The organism is Pelagibius sp. CAU 1746 (assembly GCF_039839785.1).
Taxonomy (GTDB): domain Bacteria; phylum Pseudomonadota; class Alphaproteobacteria; order Kiloniellales; family Kiloniellaceae; genus Pelagibius.
The window spans coordinates 2512944-2534033 of sequence record NZ_JBDOQT010000001.1 but is presented as its reverse complement, the minus strand read 5'-3'; the positions used below and the strand labels follow the sequence as shown (position 1 = coordinate 2534033).

Here is a 21090-nt window from a genome sequence, read left to right as displayed (position 1 = left end):
CATTTACCCGACCGCGGATGACGGGCACCTGCCAAGACGCGCCTCTGCGTCTTGGCACCCCGGCCATGGATTCGATGCCGGCGCCGGTTTGACATCGAGGAGAACCACATAAAGAGAAGGAGACCGACAAGGGCGATTGACGGACCGCAGGCTTGGCCTTCCTGATCAGCGCGCAGTATCCCGGCCTGCCCTATCTCGGCCCGTCCTGGCCCTCCTCAGCCCTTGGGTGCGATAGGCAGCAGCAGATGCAGGGTCGCCCCCTGGCCGGGTCCGGGGCTGGCGGCGTAGAGATGGGCGCCCATGCTGGTGACAACGTTGGCGCACCAATGCAGGCCGATGCCGTGCCCGCGGCCGACCTTGGTGGTGTAGTAGCGCTGGAAAATCTTCACCAGTTCCACCTCTTCCATGCCTGCGCCGTTGTCGGCAATCCTTATATCCACCATCGCGGTGCCGTCGAAGTCGGTCTCGGCGGCGGAGATTCTGATCTCCCCCCTATCGACCCCGCCCCGGGCAATGGCCTCGGCGGCGTTGGCGAGCAGGTTGGCGAACACCTGAAGTATGATGGAGCGGACGCAGATAACCCGTGGCAATCCCATGAGGCTGTTATCCAGCTGCAGCGAGATATTCCTGGAAAGCCCATCCGAAAAGGCCCGCACCGCGGTGTTGATCAACGGCAGGGCCTCGCTGGCCACGGCCAGGTTGGCGTCCGCCCCCTGGCGCCGCTGGCTCTCCAGAATGTCCTCGATCCGCGACGTGTGGAGCAGCACACGCTCGATATCGGCTCCCAACGTCTTGAGCCGCTCCGCCTCTTCCTCCGAAGCCAGCGCAGCATACTGCGCCAGCTTGCCTTGACGCTCCGTCAGATTGCCCGCCTCTGCGAGCTCCCGCGCGGCTTGGGCAATCTTGCCGCTGCTATCGGTCTTGAGGCGTTTGCGCGCGGCATCGGCGCTCGCCAGCAGCGAGTTCAAGGCGTTGCCGATATTATGAAGGCTACCTTCGGTGACCTCCGCACGCCCGGCGCGGTAAGACACATCGGCGAGCTGCTGAGTCGTTGCCGCGAGTTCCTGCAGCAGATTGTCGAATTCTTCGGCAAGAACACCGATCTCGTCGCGGCGCCCGGCCTTCACGCGCAGGCTTCCCAGCCCGCGGTCGCGGATGTCCAGCAGGCGTTGCGTCAAGCGGGTCAGCCGAGAGATCATCAGCAGGCGCACCAGGAGCACGGCGAGAAAGATGGTGGCGACGCCGACACCGGCCATGGAGAGGGCGGACAGCAGCACCGTTTCGTCGCCGATCTCACGCAGGTCGCGAAACACGTTGGCGCGGGCAAGGAAGGCCGGCTCACCGGCCGTGTCCTGAAATGCCCAGTAAACCTGCAACACATCCTCGCTGCGGCGATTGATGATAATCGGCGCTCCAAGCGACAGGGCGGCACCGGCCGCCGCCTCCAGGATGTCCAGGTTGGGTGTCTGCATCGACCAGAAATCGATGCTGATCTCCATTCGCGAAGTCAGTTCCGCCAGTTCTCTGGGGCTGAAATAGTGCGCCAACGCGATCGCGCCGGCCTCGGCGGTCGGCATGGCGGTGAAGAAGAACGGAATTCCCTCCGCATCGTACAGGCCGGAGACGCGCCGCCCCGAGAAAACGGGCGCCAGACTGGCGTGCCCCTCTAGCCGGCCGCAGAATTCGGCAGGATGGACCTGCTGGAACAGCTCGCCGGCAGGATCTCGGGAATCCGTCGACAGCAGCGCGCCGGCGGCGTCGAAGATGCAGGCGATGCCGGCCGTAGTCGCCGGAGCGCCCTCCGCGGGCTGGGGCAACGGGTCGAAGTCGCCCCCGGCCTTGCCGGAAACAATCTGGTCGAGTTGTACGGTGAGTTGACCGACCTCGTCGTCGATGGCGTTGGCGAAGCGCCTCAGATCCAGCTCCGCGTTGGCGATCTCCAGCCTCTCGAAACTGCGCAGCACGATGGTGCGCAGCCCCCAGGCGCCCGCCGAGACCACCAGGCTAAGGGCGATGACCAGAAGGACCGGCACCTGTACCGCCAGCGATCGAAGCGGCCCCACCCTTCTGGGCGTCAAAGAAGGGGCCACCTTCGGCTCGGGCGGCGAACCGGGCGGGCCCTGCCCCTCCAAGTCCGGGACGCCACCCGACGAACGCGGAGATGTCTTCGCTTCCTCATTCATCGGGTTTGGCCACTCCCCATCCCAATTCAGTCTGCCCGGGGACGACCCGACCCCCGACGACCGACCTTGCGGGCGCACCTCAGCATGGATTCCCCACCCCCTGAAATGCTAGCCGCAAGCGCCGGTCAAAGCACGCGCCGTCGCCAGCGCCGGGCGCACGGCATGGTTAATCCTGATTCACCACGGCCGGGCGGCCCAACCAGCGGCCACCGTGTTGTCCCGATAGGTCGGCGCAGTTTTTGTCGGAATATTTTCCATTAAGAATCAATATCTTAAAGAACTGGCAAACAGTTCATGAACGAATGATTTGATTGGATTTTCTTACCAACTCAAGTAGTATTTTGAGACGCTTGAGTGCACTGGCTGCCAAGCGACTATTGCGCCGTCCAACGATAGAGTTGGATGGCCGTTTATTTGATCCCTGAGGAAAACAACCCCGGTTGAGCGGCCGCATGAATCGCCCTTTCCATCTGACAGCCGGCGCCTTGGTGGCCTTACTCGTGGGCTTTGGCTCTTCGAGTCCGGAGTCGCACCTCGGCTTCAGCCTCGGCGGTGATATCGCCACGGCCGCTCCCGGCGACAACGGCAAGGACAACGGCAGAGGCGGCGGCGGCAATGCCGGCGGTGGCGGCGGCAATGCCGGCGGTGGCGGCGGCAACGCTGGTGGCGGTGGCGGTGGCGGCGGCGGCAACGCCGGTGGCGGTGGCGGCGGCGGCAACGCCGGTGGCGGTGATAACGCCGGCGGGGGCAACGCCGGCGGCAACAGCGGCAACGCCGGTGGCAACAACGGCAACGCCGGCGGCAACAACGGCAACGCCGGCGGCAACAGCGGCAACGCCGGCGGCAACAGCGGCAACGCCGGCGGCAACAGCGGCAACGCCGGCGGACCTGGGTCCCCGGGCAGCAGCGCGTCGACCGCCAGCACGCGGAGCAGTTCTCCTGGTAGCTCCGGCGGCGGCGCCACGGTGGTGAAGATCAAGGCTTACCGCCAAGCGGTCCTGAAAAACGACCTCCAAGCAGCGGCCTCTGCGCTGGCCTCCGTAAAGAGTGAAATCACTCAGTCGGAGATCGAGCAAATCAACGAGATTCTCGGCCTCACGAGCGAGACGACCTCACTGACGACCAATGATATCTACAAGGGCGTCCAGGAAGTCGCCGAGAACCGCCCCTGATCCTCCCCCGGACATAGGAACCTGTAGGATCGAAGGCGCCGCGGCGGCGGCCCTATCGCCGCGCAGCCCTAGGCACCACCGCTTTTCCCACTTCCCGGCATCGCTGCCCCATATAAAAAAGGGGGAAGCGATCAACGCTTCCCCCTAAGGTGGGCCGCCCCAGGGTTCGTGGGCGGCCCATATGTAGCGCTCCGCTTACGGCACGATCTGACCGTCCGTCAGCACGGCGATGTCGTCGATCTGCACATCGATGGAGGAATCTCCGATGGTCCCCACCTCGATGTAGACCGTCGCCAGGGTGTCGCCCGGGTCGCTCGTCGCGCCCCAGGTGTATTCGGCAAAATCGCCCACGATGCTCTGGAAGTGCCAGTCGTTGCCGGAACCGTCGCCGCCGTCGGTGTCGACCAGGTTGATGATGTCGCCTTCGTTGCCCTGGATCCAGAGTTCGTCGCCGTCACCATCCGCGTGGTCGATCACATCTGCGGGCTCCAGATTCACCTTCACCCCGATGTCGGCCATGAAGGCGTGGTCGTCTTCGTCGATATCGCCATCCATGTCATTGTCGATGAGGGTGACGCCCTGGACGATATCGCCTGCCTTGAAGGTCGGCTGGTCGGTGATCAGCAGGCCCTCGACATTGTCGATGTTCGTCGAGACGTAGTCGATCTCAGTGGTAATCGAGGTGAGATTGATGAAGGTATCGCCACCGTCGTTGAAGGTGGTGATCGTCGGCCCGATGGCGTCGATGCGGATCAGGTCGTCGCCGGCGCCGCCATCGATGGTATCGGCGGTGTCGTAGACGATGATATCGTTACCGGCGCCGCCGGACACGGAGTCTGCGCCGGGGCCACCATTCAGGATGTCACTTCCCGAGCCGCCGGTCACCGTGTCGGCGCCCAGATCGCCCCAGATGTAGTCCACCGTGGGCGATACATTGGGATCGCTCAGATTATTGGCGCCGGTATCGCCGTCCTCGGACTCCGTCCCGACCTGGACTTCGGTGCCGTTGGGCTCGAAGCGCCCGGTCAGGGCGAAGTTGGTGGCGCCGGGCGTACCGTCCGGGCCCATGCCGTAGATGTTGGCCGGCTCGGTCAGATCGACGCCTTCCAACGACAGCTCGTCGAGGCCGATACGGCTGGCGTTGCCGGGGTCCGCCTCGAAGCCGTAGGTGTACTCGGTGTCCTCCTCGATGATGAAGCCGGTGTCGTTGGCCTGCGAAAGGGCCTGGCCTTCCACCGAGAAGACGACATAGCCGGCGAAGGCATTGATCAGGATGTTCGCCTGATCGTAGAAGGTGATGATGCCTTTCTGACCCTGGGAGTTGGTGTTGGTGATGACACCGGTGTTCAGGATCTCCCGGTCGGGGTCGTCCGCCGTCACCGGCTCCGAGTCGGTGTCCTCGGCATAGTTGTTTTCCAGGGTGCACTCGGCATCGCCGTTCTCTACGACGAGGTTGGTGTTAAGCTCCTCCGCGGAAGCGACCGCGGTGAAGTTGACCGTCCCCTCGTCGGCGGCGACATTGGTGATGTTGAAGGTCGCCGTAAAACTGCCGACGCCGTCCTGGCCGTCCCCGTCCAGGGAGTCGACCCGCAGCACCAGGGTCGTGCCGTCGTTGCTGTCGACGGTCACCCCCGCCGGCAGGCTGATCGCCGAGCCGATGAAGTAGCCGTCCGCCGCCGTGATCGTCACCAGATGCTCTTCCGAGCCGTCCTGGTAGTCGTCAAAGGTGGCGTCGATGGTCAGCACGCCCATCTCACCGGTCTGGAAGCTGTTGTCGCCTCCGTTATCGACGATGGAAATATCGACCGACAGATGATCGGAATCGCCGTCGTCGCCGCCCGAGCCCGAAACACCGTCCGCCACCGCATCGACCGGGATCGGCGTCGGGTCGTTGTTCGAGGTCGAGGATGCGATGCCGTCCACCGCCGTGGCGTTGATGGTCAGCGCCCCGTCGACGTCGCTGTCCTCGTTGGGCGTCACGTCGATAGTGCCGCTCACCGCCGTGTCGGGCGTCTGGGTGATCATGTTGATCGTCAGCTCGCCCGAACTGGCCAGGTTGCTGTCGTCGACGGTGTAGTCCACGTTCAGCGTCAAGCCGGTCAGCACCAGCGACAGAACGTCGACGTCCCAGGCGTCCGCGCCCGTCGGGAAGCCGGTGATCACGATCTGGCTGATCGCGTCGCCTGTACCTATCGGCGTCGCCGAGAAGGCCAAGGTCCCCTCGGTATCCTCGAAGAGACACTCGTCGCCGTCGACGCCGATAACCGCCTCCGGTTCGGCCGTGTTATCCACCGTCACCGTGAATTGGAAGCTCTCGGTGACGGCGTTGTTGGAGTCCGTGCACTCGATACCGTGCTCGACCACCCCGTCGTCGTTGGTCGGGTTGCCGGCGACCGTCGCGAACTCCGTCGTCGTCACGTCGATGTCGACCGTGATGTCGCCGTCGAAGCTGTCACTCGGGTCCACCTGCAGCGTCGACAGCAGCGTCGTCAGGTCGGCCTCCGAGCCTTCGAAGGTCCAGACCTGGCCCACATTGCTGGTCAGCAGATTGCCGAACAGCACCAGGTTGGAGCTGGTCAGCACCGCCCCGGCATCGCCGCTCAGCTCGACCACCACCTGGGAGACCGCCTCCGAGCCGTCGGTGTCGAAGCCGCCGGGGTTCTCGTCGTCCGGCGTGCCCGAGGCATGACCCCGGGGGGTCAGCGTCAGGTTCAGGTCCGTCACGGCACCGGAGTCGGAGGTGCCGGGCGTGCCGTCCACGTAGGCGCCGCCGTCGGCGGCCGCATCGACCGGGATCGTCGTCGGGTCGTTGTCCGAGGTCGCAGAGGCGATCCCATCCACCGCCGTGGCATTGATGGTCAGCGCCCCGTCGATGTCGCTGTCCTCGTCCGGCGTCACGTTGATGGTGCCGGTCACCGCCGTGTCGGGCGTCTGGGTGATCATGTTGATCGTCAGCTCGCCCGAACTGGCCAGGTTGCTGTCGTCGACCGTGTAGTCGACGTTCAGCGTCAGGCCCGTCAGGGACAGGGAACCGACATCCACGCTCCAGGCGTCCGCGCCCGTCGGGAAGCCGGTGATCACGATCTGGCTGATCGCGTCGCCTGTACCTATCGGCGTCGCCGAGAAGCCGAGCGTCCCCTCGGTATCCTCGGTCAGGCATTCCGCCTGGTCGATGAAGATCAAGGCCTCGGGCTCGGCCACGTTGTCCACCGTCACCGTGAACTGGAAGCTCTCGGTGACGGCGTTGTTGGCGTCCGTGCACTCGATACCGTGCTCGACCACCCCGTCGTCGTTGGTCGGGTTGCCGGCGACCGTCGCAAACTCCGTCGTCGTCACGTCGATGTCGACCGTGATGTCGCCGTCGAAGCTGTCACTCGGGTCCACCTGCAGCGTCGACAGCAGCGTCGTCAGCTCGGCCTCCGAGCCTTCGAAGGTCCAGACCTGGCCCACATTGCTGGTCAGCAGATTGCCGAACAGCACCAGGTTGGAGCTGGTCAGCACCGCCCCGGCATCGCCGCTCAGCTCGACCACCACCTGGGAGACCGCCTCCGAGCCGTCGGTGTCGAAGCCGCCGGGGTTCTCGTCGTCCGGCGTGCCCGAGGCATGACCCCGGGGGGTCAGCGTCAGGTTCAGGTCCGTCACGGCACCGGAGTCGGAGGTGCCGGGCGTGCCGTCCACGTAGGCGCCGCCGTCGGCGGCCGCATCGACCGGGATCGTCGTCGGGTCGTTGTCCGAGGTCGCAGAGGCGATCCCGTCCACCGCCGTGGCATTGATGGTCAGCGCACCGTCGATGTCGCTGTCCTCATCCGGCGTCACGTTGATGGTGCCGGTCACCGCCGTGTCGGGCGTCTGGGTGATCATGTTGATCGTCAGCTCGCCCGAGCTCGCCAGGTTGCTGTCGTCGACCGTGTAGTCGACGTTCAGCGTCAGGCCCGTCAGGGACAGGGAACCGACATCCACGCTCCAGGCGTCCGCGCCCGTCGGGAAGCCGGTGATCACGATCTGGCTGATCGCGTCACCCGCGCCCAGCGGCGTGGCCGAGAAGCCGAGCGTCCCTTCGGTATCCTCGGTCAGGCATTCCGCCTGGTCGATGAAGATCAGGGCCTCGGGCTCGGCCACGTTGTCCACGGGCACGATGAACTGGAAGCTCTCTGTGACGGCGTTGTTCCCGTCATCGCACTCCTCGCCATGCTCCACAACGCCATCGTCGTTGGGCGCGCCGGCCTCCGTCGCAAACTCCGTGGTGGTCACGTCGATGTCGACCGTGATGTCGCCCTCGAAGCTGTCACTCGGGTCCACCTGCAGCGTCGACAGCAGCGTCGTCAGCTCGGCCTCCGAGCCTTCGAAGGTCCAGACCTGGCCCACATTGCTGGTCAGCAGATTGCCGAACAGCACCAGGTTGGAGCTGGTCAGCACCGCCCCGGCGTCGCCGCTCAGCTCGACCACCACCTGGGAGACCGCCTCCGAGCCATCGGTGTCGAAGCCGCCGGGGTTCTCGTCGTCCGGCGTCCCCGAGGCGTGACCCCGCGGGGTCAGCGTCAGGTTCAGGTCCGCCACGGCGCCGGCGTCCGAGGTATCCGGCGTGCCGTCCACGTAGGCGCCGCCGTCGGCCACCGCGTCCACCACGATATCGAGCGTTCCGTCACCGGTCGTCGAAAGGAACGGGTCTTCCGGATCGACCACCGTGGCGGTGGCCGTGATCGTCGGGTGATCGAGGTCGGAATCCTCCGGCGGCTCCACCGTGAAAGTGCCGATGTACTGGGCATTGGCCGGAGTGTCGAACGTAATCAGCACCTCTCCGGTCGTGCCCAAGTTGGTATCGTCGACGGTAATGCCGGCGCCGCCCAGGCCCGTAAAGTCGTAGGTCCAATCGCCGCTGCTGTCCAAGCCCGAGATGACGATCTGGGTCAGCAGGTCGTTTCCATTCGGTGTAACGTCGACAGTGACCTCGTTATTCGGGTCGTCGCCGCTGCTGTCCTCCTCGATGCACTCCACCTCCGGCGGCAGGCTCAGCAGGACCGTAGGCTCCTCTATGATGGCCACGGTGGTCGGCGCAAGGATCTCGTCATAGGCCACGTTATCGCCGCCAGTCGGGAAGATGCCGCCCTCGCCGCCGTCCACGCACTCGACGTCGCCGGTGCTGGTCTCCTCGGCGATGACCCTGACCAGGAAGTTATAGTCACCTTCCCCGGCACCGGTGTTCTGGATGTCCAGGTCGAAGTCGACCGAGCCAACGCCATCCACCGTCTCCACGTCGAAGACGGCGATGGAGCCGCTGTTGCTGATCAGGGTGACGCCATCGGGCAGGTCCTCGGGATCGATCGCCAGGATCGTAAAGCCTCCAGGCGCGAAGACCGCGATGGTGTGAGTCTCGGAACCGTCCGTAAAGTCGTCGAAAGTCGCCTGAACGTTCAGGGTCCCGGTCTCTCCGGCCTGGAAGGTGGAGTTCTCAGGAACCTCGCCATCCTCGTCGAACACCGTCGCCGAGACCGAAAGCACGTCGCCATCGCCATCGTCGGCGCCGCCGACCGCCCCCGGCCCGGAGTCGGCATCGGCATCGACCGGGATCAGCGAGTCCTCGATGTCCGTCGCCTGGCCGGCGCCGTTGATCGCCGTCGCCTCGATGGTCAAGACCTCGTCGACGTCGCTGTCCGGATTGGGCGTGACGTCCACTGTGCCCTGCACCGCTTCGCCCAGGGAGAAGTTGGCGGTAATGAAGGTGATGGTCAACTCGCCGCTCACCGCGTCATAGTCGGCCGTATAGTCGACACCCAGGGTGTAGCCGAAAATATCGACGGAGGTGTCATCCACCACCCAGGCATCGGCCACGTCGCCCGTCGGGAAGCCCGAGAGCACGATCTGGCTGATCTTGGAGGCCCCATCGGTAGGATGGGCCGAGAACAGGAGCTGTCCTTCGGTGTCCTCGTTCAGGCAGGTCTCCTCAAACACGCCGAGCGCGGCGCGCGGCGGCGTCGGCGGCGGCACGGTGATCACCACCGGTGCCGTGTCGCTGCTACCCGCTTCGTCGGTCACATTGTAGAGGAAGTCGACATTCGGCAGGAACTCCGGCGCGCCGGGCTGCGCCAGGAAATCGCTGATGTCGTCCTCGGTTGCGATCCACCAAACGGTGTCCTCGCTGGAGAACGTGTCCCCGGGGGTCAAGAACGAGGTGTCCCCACCTGCAGTGACCAGGATCAATTGACCGTAGGTCGGTTCGCTCTGCAGCGTGAAAACAAGGTTCTCCAGCGAGGTCTCGTTATCGGCGCCGCCGAAGTCGGCAATGATGCCGCTATCGTCGTCGCCGATGATTCCATCAACATCCAGTTGCTTGAAGAAAACAACGGAGTCCGGCGAGATTCCGCCGGTGTAGCTGAAATCGTCGAAAGCGATGAGATCGCCGTCAACCGTGTCGTGAATGACGATCTTCGTGACATTGGTGAATCCCGACAGGTCGACGAGCTCTGTCGTGAAGGGGTTTCCGTCGCCGGTCAGCGGGACAGTGGCCGAAAGGATGCCATTTTCGTAGACATCCACCGAGCCCAAGGCGCCGACGTTATCGCCAGCCACTTTGAAGGTCAGGCCATTGACGGGGGAATCGAACTCGACGGTAATATCTTTCTCGGTGAACGAGCGGTCGACCAGGACGTTCGGCGGCGAATCGGTGATAGCCGGCTCGTTACCATAAGCCTCCAGATCGCCGCCGGCCTCGACGGAAAAGGTGACGCCGGGGTACTGGGTGTTCACATCCTCGCCGTTGGCAAGGTCCTCAAAATTGATCGTGACCGGACCTCCCCCGGAACCGACGGCAGCAAGGGCCGCTTCCAGAGCCGGCGGCAGTTCACCTTCGTCACCCGGCCGCTCGGCCGGCGTCAGCACCGGGTCGGCGACCGGCGGGTCGTTCTCGGGCTCCAGCAGGACGATCTCGTCTTCCAGTTCGATCAGCCCGAACTGCAGTTCCACGGGCGGAATGACGCCCTGCGCAACCAGCAGATCGATCGCCTCGCCCAGGTTGTCGCTATAGACGTTGTTGCCGCCACCCGTAGCGGTATCGCCTACCGCGGTCTCCAGGGGCGCGGCGCCGGATTCTTCAGCCTGCGCCAGGGCGACCGCGTTGCTCAGCAGCAGGTCCATGCCGATGACCTCGCCCGCCACCACCAGGCCTGGAGGATTGCCGCTGCCCGCGGCGAGAACCAGGTCCTCGAAGACCACGAAGCTGTCAGGCTGACCGTCACCGTCCAGGTCGAAACCCATGACCAGATTGTTGCCGTCGACCACCAGCTGCACCGTGGCCGGATTGGCGGCCAGCTCGAAACGTTCGCCCGGCTCCAGCCGCACCACGTCGGTCTGCCCGGCCGGCGGCGGCGAGATGACGCGGGGCGCCTGACCCGTCAAGGAGTCCGAGCCCGCCGAACCCTCGACCGTCGGGGCTGCGGGGGTGTCCATCGCCTCGATCTCGGTCCTGGTTTCCGGCTCGCCGCCTACCTGCTTGAATTCCTCAGTCATCGCTCTGGTCTCCGCGACAAAAATTTGGTTCTGGTCCGCATGACCTTCATGGCCGGGGCCACCGTTTTCCTGCGCCGTTCACGCACACCCGGAGGTACCGGGGGGTCTCTCCGGTTCCAATTGCGAAGACTTCGTATCAAAAGCCCCGTGATGGGAACGTCATCTGACCCGGCAGCCGCGGTGGCTGAGCCTCACCTGCCGCCGGAAGGAAGGTGCCAAACGTTAACCATTCGCCTGCGCGGAAAGAGGGGTGCGGGGCGCCATTAATTCGAATCAAGCGATTGATATAATTGGATTTTATTGGAATGCCGGGCGTTCCTGCGAGGCTTCATGACCCTCGATCCCGAACCGCAAATGGTTAACGCCGGGCGTCATCTTTAACGATTTCTCGGCCACCGGCATGCAACCGGGGCTGCAGCGTTCGGATCTACCTCAGAATCGTCACAGCGCCGCGCCTGTGACGGCAAATTATCCACAGGGCTTTGCCTCGGATCTGAAACGGAGTCGCCGGGGCGCGACGGCGCCAGACCACCTCGGTGGCGCAGCCCCCCTCGCCGGGCCGAACGCCCGGGTGCCTATCCATGATGAAGCAGTTCGATCCCCGATCGGGCGCGCGCGTTCACGCCCCGGGCTTCTGGCAGTCTTCCGCGAAGAACGCCAGGCCGGCCAGCCGGTCGTCCTGGTCCGTCACCAAGCGAACCGAGACCCGGGAATAGGGTTCGTGGGCCGGTTCCGCCCCCGCCATCCGGAAGCCTTTCTCGATCATGGCCATGAGGTCGTCGACCGACTGAGAATCGCCACGCCAGTAGACGTCGGCGGTGGCCAGGAAGATCTCCCGGTCTTGCAGAACGACCCGCCGCCCTGTCGCCTCGGTGCATTCGCGCACGACAAACCGCTCGATAACGTCACCCAAGCGGCTCCAGGTGAGATTCAGTCGGATGGGCTGCCCTGCCGGCCTTCCATTCGGCAGCTCCTGCGACATCTCACCCCGCCTCGTCTCGCCTTTCAACTCATTCATCCCTTGTCCGCGTGTTGCCCCCGCCGCCTCATCTCTCGCACCGCCTAATCGACCAGGCGGTACACCATTATCGGAGCGCCGGGCGGCAAGGTCGGCCCGGACCCCGAGCAGGTCGAATCGGCCACGAGACCGGTGGTGCCGTTGAAGTAGATCGTATCGGCGATCAGGACGGTGCAATCGCTTGTGTAAGTCGAGAGAAAGCCATCTGCGGTACCTTTGAACTCAACATCGCCATCGAAATACAGCAGTCCGTCATAACCGCCCCCGCTGGTTCCGCGCAGCACATGAGAGTCCTGCGGATTTTTGTCTTCCTCATAGAAGATGAAACCGTCCATAGGGCTGGAGCCGCCGCTCTGCGCGACCAGGGTCAGATCCGACTCGCCTTTGAAATTCACGACGGAGCCGCTGCCCATGAGGTAAAAGCCGACACCGGACGAACCATCGACAGCAACGTTACCTCCGATATCCAGAGCCCCTTCCTTGATGATGTAGTCGCCATCGAAGATGGCCGTGCCGTTGCCGCTGAAGCTGATGCCGCCGCAGTAAACGCCGGAAGGCGGACTGCCATCGCCCTCGAAGGTCACATTGACGAAGGCCGGGTCCGCGGTGTCGCAGTAGGTCGGATCCCTGGCCGCTTCGCAAAGCGCCCAACCGTCGCAAGGATCGACGTCTTCATAGGGATCTTCGCCAGTGTTCGCATTCTCCTGCACCCCGCTGGTATCGATCCCCACCGACCCTTTCTCGCAGTAGGTGCCTGCGACATTGATTTCCGGCACGTCGCCGTCGGGATCGGTGATCGTCGTGATTGTCGGGTTTCCGTTTGCGTAGAAAGCGCAAGGGGCATCAGAGGCCACTTCGATACTGCAGTCGGTCGTCGCGATGTCTGCGGTGCCGAAGATATGAAAGGCCTCCTCCTCCGTCTCGTTGGTCGCCATGAGGCAGCCTGCGGGGGTCATATTGCCGTTCTGAGCCTCCGTCGCGATCGCGCTGGTGACCACGTTGTAGGTGTCAAAGCCCAAAATGCCCCCAAGGAAAGCCGGAACGGGATTTCCAACGGAGTCTTCGCGCCGGGTGGTCGTCCGCACCGCATTCACAGGATCCAGGGCCGGAGTGAACGTGCGGGTGTCCGGATCCCAGTTTCCGGCGATCACGTCGGCGGAGGCCAGCACCGTGCCGTAGCGGGCGACGGGCATGTTGTTCTGAGCATAAGTCTGCGCTTCGGACACGATGGGCGTTGTGTCGGGGTATTCCGACAACTGCGATGCGCCCGCCAGGGCCGACGCGTCCGCCGCCACTTGCAGCTTGTTGCGGTTGTAGTAGTTGTAGCCCATGTCGATGGCCAGCGCCCCGAAAGCGAGCAGCCCGACCATGACCAAAGCCGCGACCGGCGCAAAGGCGCCATCACGGTCATCCCAGATTTGCAGCAGAAACCGCATTTGATCAGCCCTCCGGCCGCATGCTTGCCTGGGCCACCAGATTTCCCGGCCAGGTAATCGGGAAATTGATCAGCGCCGCATCGGCTGCCGGCACGGTAATCTCTATCGAAACGTCGGGGGAACCCGGCTGAGCAACCGTGTTGGGAAAGGAGAAAGTAAGGTTCCAGCCCGCCAGGTAGTTCTGCGCATAGGCCTCCGCCTGTGCCTCATCGAAGCTCTCATCCACCGACATGCGCCGCGCCGCCTCGCGCGCGGCGTTGACCATGTTGTTGTGAAGGAACATCACCGAGCCGAACTGAATGATGCCGAAGAGGATCGCCAGAAAAATCGGCAGCAGGATAGCGAACTCCACGGCGGCGGAGCCGCTGTCCGCCCGGCGGCGCCAGTCGCGCCGCCAGCGCGCACGCCAATCTTCTCGCCAAGCCGTTCTACGATTCATCGCTGCACCTCACGCGAAAAGGCCCAGTTGCGGCAAATGCCGCGCCACCAGGATGCCGCCGGCCGCGATCGCCACTCCGTAGGGCATCGGCTCTCCCGGTAACAGAATCCGGGGTAGCGGCGCCTTGGCGATGCGGTCGGGTACGGTTTGGAGCACCAGCAGGCCGGAAAGCAGGCGGCGCAGCCCGAGCAATCCCAACGACAGCACCCCGCCGGCAACAGCGGTCAAGATCACAAATTCAAGCAGCCCGCCGAGGCCGGTCCAGAGAGCGACCGCCACCAGCAGCTTCAGATCCCCACCGCCAATGATGTGGAAGCGATAGAGCACCAAGGTTCCCAAGAAGACCGCGCCCATGGCGCCCAGATGCGACAGCCAGTCGACCGGGGTCGGCAGGAAATATCCGGCCGCAAGGAACAGCCCGACCAGGGAGACCGGAATCCAATTGGGAATCACGAACTTCCACAGGTCGAAGACCGCAGCGATAACGAGCAGCGCCACGAAAGCCCAGAAAAAGATCTTGAAAAGCAGGAACACATCCATCTGCGATTCTCCGGACCGGCGATCTCAGCCGCTCACCCCTCCCCCGCTATCTTGTTGGCGTTGATGGCCTTCAGGTTCTTCAGGTATTCGAGATTCTTGTTGGCCACCCGGTTGAACTTCGGGTCGATCTCCATGGACCGCAGCAGATAGGACTCCGCCGCCGGCAGGTCGCCGCGCAGCAAAGCCACGAACCCGATGTTGTTGAAGGCACGGCCGATATCTTTCTGGCCGACCCCGACCAGGGCCTGGTCGTACTGGCCGGCCCAGGCAAAGGCGAGACGCAGGTTCTCGCGGGCAGCCTCCATGCCCGGTTCGAGCTGGAGTGCGGCATCGAAGTCGGCGATCGCCGCGGCGTGGTCGCGGCGCAGGAGATGCGAGAAGCCGCGGTTGTTGTAGAGCATCGCCGAGTCCGGCCGGAGCTCGAGCGCACGATCGTAGGCCCGCCCGGCTGCTTCCCAGTGGCCATCGCGATCCTGCAGCGTGCCGATTGCGTTCCAGGCACGCCATAGGCTCGGGTCTTGCGCGACCGCCTGCTCCAGCAGGAAGAGCGCCGGCCGCTCCTGCCCCTTCAGCAAAAGGGCAATACCGCGCCCCTGTTGAGCGCGGGCCGCCACCTCCGGAACCTTGGTAAGCGTCTCGAAGGCCTCGGCGGCGGCATTAAGCTGGCCGAAAGCCAGTTGGGATTCCGCCATCCCTAAACGGGCCCGAAGGTTCCCCGGATCGGCCAGAAGCACGCGCTCCAGCAGCAACTTGGCATCGGCGTAGTTGCCTTGCTCGATGGCCTGCTCCGCAGCGGCGACGATTTCCGGAGAAACCGGCTCAGGCTTCGCCTGGAGCGGGACCTCCTCGGAAGTTGCGCAGGCTGTTAAAACCAGGGCGCAAACGGCGGCGACGGCCAAAAACCGGGAGCCCGACGCGGTCACTCCCGACCGCCGCGGATCTGCTGTCTCAAACTGGGTCGGCATGGGAGATGCTCCTTTCCGCCTCGACAAGATCGCTGTCGAATTCAAGAAGGTCGCCCCCCAGCTCAAGGCGGACGTCGGCCGCTTGGCCGTCGACTTGCCGGAGCCGGGGGACGATAGGCAGGGAGGCAGAGAGAACCTCCGCAAGTTCCCGATAGCCGGGAAGGTAGGTAACGCTGGTGGACCGGTGGGCATAGCTGTCGGCATTGGACAGCCGGGCGACCGAGAAGCCTTGGCCGATCAGGAAAGCCTTCATCCGCGCCGCCATGTAGCGCCGGCCGGCGCCGTTGGCGACCTCGATATCGCCGCTCAGATCGGCCGTGCCCGGCTGCCACCGGTCCTCCGAAGGCCCCGCAGGGAGCATCGCGTCGGCTCCCGAGGCCCGCAACGCGACGCGCACCAGCGGCGTGGTCGCGGCCGGCTGCGCTTCTTCCTCGCGGCCGCCGTCACCGGGCAGGGGCGGCAGCGGCACGGTTTCCACCGCCGGGAGAGGCACCGCGATCACCTGGGGCGGCAGGAGGGTCATCGTCGACGGCGCCACCGGAGTGCGCAACCGCAACCGCTGTTCGGCGGGGTTGATGCGTACGATACTGGGCCGCGGCGCCGGCGGCGCCCGCCGTGCGACTTCCTGCGGCTGGGCCGGTGCCGCCTCGCTCACTTGACCGGCTTCTTTCTTCTCGACGCCGGCGTCGACGGCAAGCTGGGCGTTGGCGGCGATCATCGGATCGTCGGGCGACTGCCGCGTCGCGTCGCGGAACAGCGCCAGCGCGAGATCGGTCTTGCCCTGCAGCAGCATGGAGTAGCCGAGATTGTTCAGGGTCTGGGACGAATTGGGATCCATACCCAAAGCCCGGCGGTAGTAGCGTTCGGCCAGATCGAACCGCCCGATCTGGTCATAGGACGCGGCCAGGCCGTTGACGGCCTCGATCGATTCCGGACGCTCCGCCATGGCCATCTGGAACCGCTTTATCGCCAAGCCGTAGCGTCCGGCGGAAAAGTCCAGGCGACCCTGTTCGTAGTTCGACCGGCTGGCCTCCTGGCCCGCCAAGCCGCTGTAGCCGAAGGCGGGCCGCGCCTCGGGCAGTTGCGCTCCACAAGCCGAGAGCAGCAAACTGCCGGACAGCGCCACGGCGGACAGAAGAGCGTTCCTGTAAGCACCCATTTTCACCTCCCCTCCCTTCATCCGCCCTGCAAAGCCGGCAGGATGATCCGCATGATCCCGATAATGCCCGGCAGCAGGATCACGGTGATCATGCAGGGCAGAATGAACACGATCAGCGGAATGGTGAGCTTCACCGGCAGCTTGTGAGCCAATTCCTCGGCCCGCATCATTCGCTTGTTGCGCATCTCGTCGGCGTGGACCGAGAGGGCCTGGGATATGCTCGTGCCGAGTTCATCCGACTGGATCAGCAGAGTGACGAACCCCGTCACATCGTCGAGTCCCACCCGGTCGCCCAAGTTTCTCAGGGCGTCGGACCGCGTCTTACCGGCACGCAGTTCCAGGGCCACCAGGGCGAACTGCGTCGCAAGCGCCGGGTGGGCCCGGACAAGCTCCGAACCGACCCGGTTGAAGGCCGCATCCAGGCCCAGTCCCGCCTCGACGCAGACGACCATCATATCGAGCGCGTCAGGGAAGCCCTCGCGAATGGCCCGCTGCCGGCTCGCAATGCGGCGCGAGAGCCAGAAGGACGGCAGGTAAAGCCCGACAATGCAGAGGGCCAAGGGCACCAGAAGGACGTTCTGATTGCTGAGAGAAATTCCGAACAGCGGCGCAAGCAGCAGAAAGACCGCCGGCAAGCCAACAGTCATGATGAAGCGGATCGCATAGTAGTTGCGCACGACTCCGGGACCCGCGAAACCGGCCTGAAGCAGGCGGCGCTGGATCAGCGAGCGGTTCATTTCATCGATAAGGGGAACCCGCTTCTCGATGGCGCCGACCAAGTCATTCCAAAAGCCGTCGCGGCTCTCGTAGCGCAGCCGCGGACCCTCTCCGACGCCACCGACAGACACCGTGTCGCCAGCCAGGCGGCGGGAAACGGCTCCCCGGTTTCCGGAGATGCCCGCCACCCCCAGAACCGCCAGGACAACGGTAAAGAACAGCACTACGAGGAAGGCGTCGCCGGGATTCTGGAGGATCCAATCGAACCCCGAGGCGTAAAGATCGGATGCGATTTTCGTGACATCCATGTCGGCCTCCTCTCCGTCAGACCCGGAAATTGACCATGCGATAGATCATGTAAATGCCTACCGCCATGTTGAAGACCGCTCCGGCGAGGATCGGCAGGAACAGAGGGTCACTGGCGAACTTCGTGTAGTAGTCCGGATTTCCCGTGAAAATTAGAAAGCCCACGACGAAGGGCAGAGCGCAGAGAACGAGCGCCGACATCCGGCCTTCGCTCGAAAGCGAGCGCACCTTCAAGAACATGCGGGCCCGCGCGCGGATAACGTGGGCCAAGCCCGCCAGCACGGCGGCCAGATTGCCACCGGTTTCGTGTTGGATGCTGATCGACATGACCACATAGTTGAAATCCTCGACCTGGATCCGTTCGTTCAGGTTCTCGAGAGCCTCAGTCAAATCCAGCCCATAGGTCATCTCGTCCACGGCGATCCCGAACTCAGTCCCGATCGGATCGCTCATCTCCTTGGATACGAGACCTAGGGCGGCGTTGATCGGATGCCCGGCCTTCAGGCTGCGGACGATGAGATCGAGAGCGTCGGGGAGCTGTTCGGCGAATTTCTTGCGCCTTTCCTTCGCCTTGCTGGAGAAATAAAAGATCGGCAGAACGACACCTGCCAGCACCGCGAGCGCCGCCTGATAGTAGAGCGGCGTCAGGAAGTGAGGCAGCCGTCCGGTGGCATAGGCGACCTGGAACCCCATCAAGGCGAAGAAGGCGACTACCAGCATGATGACGACCACCCGGAAGGGCGTCATCTGCATGCCGGCGTGGGAGATCAAGCCTTCGAGATAATCGACAGGATGGACCAGGCCGCCCAGCCCCCGGGTCTCCCGCACCGGTTGTCGACGCAGGAGACCCAAGACCTCCCGGCTCTCCATCCCTGCGTTCAGCATCGACAGGCGGCGGTTGGTCCGCCGGTTCGCCCGTGTCGAATGCAGGAAGAGGTAATAGAGCCCCTCTACCAGAAGCAGGACGGCGATGAAGATGATGCCGTATAGAAGGTAGATCGGTTCAATCGACATGGCGGGCCTATTCGAGCACGTGATTCGGATCGAAGATGCGGTCGGGCACCGCTATGCCGCGGGCATCGAATTCCGCGACGAACTTCGGCCGGATACCGGTGGTGACGTAGTGGCCGTGAATCATTCCCTCCGCGTCGGTGGACTCCCGGCGGAAACGGAAGATTTCCTGCATAGAGACGACCTCGCCCTCCATTCCGGTGATTTCCTGCAAGCTGACCAGTCGGCGTTTGCCATCGCTCATGCGCTCCAACTGGATGACCACATGAAGCGCAGACGCGATCTGCGCCCGCATCGAACGTGTCGGCAGGTCGAAGCCGGTCATCCCGATCATCTGCTCGATGCGCGACAAGGCATCACGGCAGGTATTGGCGTGAACCGTGGTCATGGACCCTTCATGGCCGGTGTTCATGGCCTGCAGCATGTCGAAGGCCTCGCCGCCGCGAACCTCGCCGACAATGATCCGGTCCGGGCGCATGCGCAGAGCATTCTTGACCAGCTCGCGCTGGGTGACCTCGCCGCGCCCCTCGATGTTGGCCGGGCGGGTTTCCAGCCGCGCGACGTGAACCTGCTGCAACTGCAGCTCGGCGGCATCCTCGATAGTGATGATGCGTTCGCGTCCATCAATGAAGGCCGACATGGCGTTCAGCATCGTCGTCTTACCGCTTCCGGTACCGCCCGAGATCAGGACATTGCGCCGGGATTTCACGATACCTGTCAGCAGGTCCGCCACGGATTGCGGAACGCTGCCGATCTGAATCAGCTTCTCCATGTCGATCCGGTCCTTCGAGAACTTGCGGATCGACAACAGCGGCCCATCGACGGCGAGCGGCGGGATGATGGCGTTGACGCGCGAGCCGTCGGCAAGGCGCGCATCCACCATCGGCTGCGACTCGTCGACGCGGCGCCCCACCGCCGAGACGATACGGCCGATGATCCGGAGCAAATGCCGGTCGTCCTTGAAGCGCACCGGCGTGGGGTGCAGTTGCCCGCCGCGCTCCACGAAGACGTTGCTGTGGCAATTGACCAGAATGTCGGTGACAGAGGAATCCTTCAGCAGCGGCTCAAGCGGTCCCAACCCCAAAAGCTCGTCAAGGACATCGTCGACGAGCTGCGCTTGTTCCTGCCGGTTGAGCGGCCGGTTCTCGCGCAGCAGCAGCTCGCGGACCATCTCACCCATCTGGGCGCGAAACTCCGCCGGCGGCATCTTGTCGATGACCGAAAGGTTGATCATGTCGAGCAGTTGCTGATGCAGGGAAACCTTGAGTTCCGTGTAGCTCGACAGCTTCCGGTCGTCGGCGTCGTCACGCCCGCGCGGCACGATGACTTGCGCGTCGGACGAGGCTCCGGTCAGCACTCCTGCAACGGGACCATCCTGGGGTTGCGGTTGCGGTCTGGAGAAAAACGACATCTTTCTGGATCTCCTGAATTAGCGCCTGGGAATGCCGGAGAGGTGGGGTTCGAGCCGCCCCTCCTCTTGGCTCCCCGTCGCGACGAGCGCCTCACTGATCTTGGCAATTGACTTGAACGCTTTGGACCGCTTGCGAAGGTCGGCAATGGACAGCCCTTGATTGAGCGCCTCGCTGACCGTGCGGTAGTCGTTGGCGACCGTGAAATCGACCTTGTGGTCGAGCGCTTTCTCGACCTCCTTGACGCCGATCGCCTCGCCCCAACGCTTCTCGTAGCGATTGAGAACGACACGAAGCGGCAACTCCTCCAGGCCTTCAGCCCCCAGGGTATCGATCTGCCGGCGGGCCTGGCGCACCCCCGGCACCGTCATCTCCGTCACCAGAAGAATCTCGTTGGACTGGCGCAGGATTTCGAAGGACCAGAGACACCAAACCGGCGGCAGGTCGACGATCACCACGGCGAATTCCCGGCGGGCGACATCCAGAACCCGGCGGACGAACTCCAGGCCGAAAGTGTCCAACGGCATCACTTCCGGCGGCGCCGATATCACGTGAAGCCCGCTGGGGTGCCGGCTCATGGCACCGCGCAGCAGGTCCCCGTCCAGCCGGTCCTGCGCGGAGACCAGGTCGGCAAGGCCCATACGATCCTTGAGGTCCAGGTACAGCGCCACGGTGCCGCCTTGCACGTCGAAATCCAGGAGGCAGACCTCCTGGCCGCGTTTCTCCAAAGCTTGAGCAAGGCAGCACCCGGTCTGCACGGCCACGGTGGTGGCCCCGACCCCGCCGCCGCCTTTCAGCACGGAAACCAATCGCCCTTTGGACGCTTGGGGACGCTGCGCCGTCCTGCGTACCCGGGCGGCATGTTCCAGTGCCGCCAGGACGTCATCACGCCGTACCGGTTGCGGAAGGACGTCCACCAGGCCCAACCGCATCAGCTTCCGAACATCGTCCAGGGTGGCATCGGCTGCCGTCGCCACCACGGCGGTGCCGGGCGTCAGCTCTTCGACCAGGGCACCCAGCCGCTCCACGTCGTCGGCATTTCTGGTATCGATCTCGACGATGATAAGATCGGAAGCGGGCAAGCTGCCGCCGGCGGCAATCCCCTCGAGCGGAGCGATGCGCAGATCGAACTTGGTACCGTTCATATCCGTGCAAACTTCCGCCAAGGCAGACCGGAGCTGCGGGCTTCGCAGCATTCCGACAACGTTCAGACTCTCACCCATTTCCTTCCT

The 21090-nt window shown here is 64.2% G+C and carries 13 protein-coding genes; 1 reads left to right on the top strand and 12 read right to left on the bottom strand.

Translation table 11 applies throughout. From position 1 onward, the window contains the following. Positions 1 to 215: 215 nt before the first annotated feature. Positions 216 to 2078, bottom strand: coding sequence for a HAMP domain-containing sensor histidine kinase (locus AAFN88_RS12005; RefSeq protein WP_347520550.1), 1863 nt, complete (start codon positions 2076 to 2078; stop codon positions 216 to 218). Positions 2079 to 2635: 557 nt separating this feature from the next. Between AAFN88_RS12005 and AAFN88_RS12000 the strand changes: the two genes are divergently transcribed. Further along, positions 2636 to 3355 (top strand): hypothetical protein, encoded by a 720-nt coding sequence (locus tag AAFN88_RS12000; RefSeq protein WP_347520549.1) that lies wholly within the window; start codon positions 2636 to 2638, stop codon positions 3353 to 3355. A gap of 195 nt (positions 3356 to 3550) precedes the next feature. On the opposite strand, the gene AAFN88_RS11995 is transcribed toward AAFN88_RS12000, so the two are convergent. From AAFN88_RS11995 to AAFN88_RS11945, 11 genes are all read right to left on the bottom strand, one after another. After that, entirely contained in the window at positions 3551 to 10858 is a 7308-nt protein-coding gene (locus AAFN88_RS11995) for a hypothetical protein (protein WP_347520548.1), read from the bottom strand. A 619-nt stretch (positions 10859 to 11477) separates the two neighbouring features. After that, positions 11478 to 11771 (bottom strand): hypothetical protein, encoded by a 294-nt coding sequence (locus AAFN88_RS11990; protein ID WP_347520547.1) that lies wholly within the window; start codon positions 11769 to 11771, stop codon positions 11478 to 11480. A gap of 149 nt (positions 11772 to 11920) precedes the next feature. Next, entirely contained in the window at positions 11921 to 13312 is a 1392-nt protein-coding gene (locus AAFN88_RS11985) for a TadG family pilus assembly protein (protein ID WP_347520546.1), read from the bottom strand. 4 nt (positions 13313 to 13316) lie between these two features. Then, positions 13317 to 13751: a TadE family protein gene (locus tag AAFN88_RS11980; protein ID WP_347520545.1), complete on the bottom strand. Its 435-nt coding sequence runs from the start codon at positions 13749 to 13751 to the stop codon at positions 13317 to 13319. 9 nt (positions 13752 to 13760) lie between these two features. Beyond that, complete coding sequence (locus AAFN88_RS11975) at positions 13761 to 14291, bottom strand: prepilin peptidase (protein WP_347520544.1); 531 nt, start codon at positions 14289 to 14291, stop codon at positions 13761 to 13763. Positions 14292 to 14323: 32 nt separating this feature from the next. Beyond that, positions 14324 to 15256: a tetratricopeptide repeat protein gene (locus AAFN88_RS11970; protein ID WP_347520543.1), complete on the bottom strand. Its 933-nt coding sequence runs from the start codon at positions 15254 to 15256 to the stop codon at positions 14324 to 14326. Next, complete coding sequence (locus tag AAFN88_RS11965) at positions 15240 to 16415, bottom strand: tetratricopeptide repeat protein (RefSeq protein WP_347520542.1); 1176 nt, start codon at positions 16413 to 16415, stop codon at positions 15240 to 15242. Before AAFN88_RS11965 ends, AAFN88_RS11970 begins: the two co-directional genes overlap by 17 nt. A 17-nt stretch (positions 16416 to 16432) precedes the next feature. Continuing rightward, positions 16433 to 17440 (bottom strand): type II secretion system F family protein, encoded by a 1008-nt coding sequence (locus AAFN88_RS11960; RefSeq protein WP_347520541.1) that lies wholly within the window; start codon positions 17438 to 17440, stop codon positions 16433 to 16435. A 16-nt stretch (positions 17441 to 17456) separates the two neighbouring features. Then, positions 17457 to 18452: a type II secretion system F family protein gene (locus tag AAFN88_RS11955; protein ID WP_347520540.1), complete on the bottom strand. Its 996-nt coding sequence runs from the start codon at positions 18450 to 18452 to the stop codon at positions 17457 to 17459. 7 nt (positions 18453 to 18459) lie between these two features. After that, positions 18460 to 19860 (bottom strand): CpaF family protein, encoded by a 1401-nt coding sequence (locus tag AAFN88_RS11950; protein WP_347520539.1) that lies wholly within the window; start codon positions 19858 to 19860, stop codon positions 18460 to 18462. Between the two features lie 18 nt (positions 19861 to 19878). Next, positions 19879 to 21003 (bottom strand): AAA family ATPase, encoded by a 1125-nt coding sequence (locus AAFN88_RS11945; protein ID WP_347520538.1) that lies wholly within the window; start codon positions 21001 to 21003, stop codon positions 19879 to 19881. Positions 21004 to 21090 lie beyond the last annotated feature (87 nt).

Excerpts from the sequence above, each read along its gene's own strand:
- AAFN88_RS12000 (WP_347520549.1), top strand. The coding sequence starts at position 2,636 with ATGAATCGCCCTTTCCATCTGACAGCCGGCGCCTTGGTGGCCTTACTC.
- AAFN88_RS11995 (WP_347520548.1), bottom strand. The coding sequence starts at position 10,858 with ATGACTGAGGAATTCAAGCAGGTAGGCGGCGAGCCGGAAACCAGGACC.
- AAFN88_RS11985 (WP_347520546.1), bottom strand. The coding sequence starts at position 13,312 with ATGCGGTTTCTGCTGCAAATCTGGGATGACCGTGATGGCGCCTTTGCG.
- AAFN88_RS11980 (WP_347520545.1), bottom strand. The coding sequence starts at position 13,751 with ATGAATCGTAGAACGGCTTGGCGAGAAGATTGGCGTGCGCGCTGGCGG.
- AAFN88_RS11975 (WP_347520544.1), bottom strand. The coding sequence starts at position 14,291 with ATGGATGTGTTCCTGCTTTTCAAGATCTTTTTCTGGGCTTTCGTGGCG.
- AAFN88_RS11970 (WP_347520543.1), bottom strand. The coding sequence starts at position 15,256 with ATGCCGACCCAGTTTGAGACAGCAGATCCGCGGCGGTCGGGAGTGACC.
- AAFN88_RS11965 (WP_347520542.1), bottom strand. The coding sequence starts at position 16,415 with ATGGGTGCTTACAGGAACGCTCTTCTGTCCGCCGTGGCGCTGTCCGGC.
- AAFN88_RS11960 (WP_347520541.1), bottom strand. The coding sequence starts at position 17,440 with ATGGATGTCACGAAAATCGCATCCGATCTTTACGCCTCGGGGTTCGAT.
- AAFN88_RS11955 (WP_347520540.1), bottom strand. The coding sequence starts at position 18,452 with ATGTCGATTGAACCGATCTACCTTCTATACGGCATCATCTTCATCGCC.
- AAFN88_RS11950 (WP_347520539.1), bottom strand. The coding sequence starts at position 19,860 with ATGTCGTTTTTCTCCAGACCGCAACCGCAACCCCAGGATGGTCCCGTT.
- AAFN88_RS11945 (WP_347520538.1), bottom strand. The coding sequence starts at position 21,003 with ATGAACGGTACCAAGTTCGATCTGCGCATCGCTCCGCTCGAGGGGATT.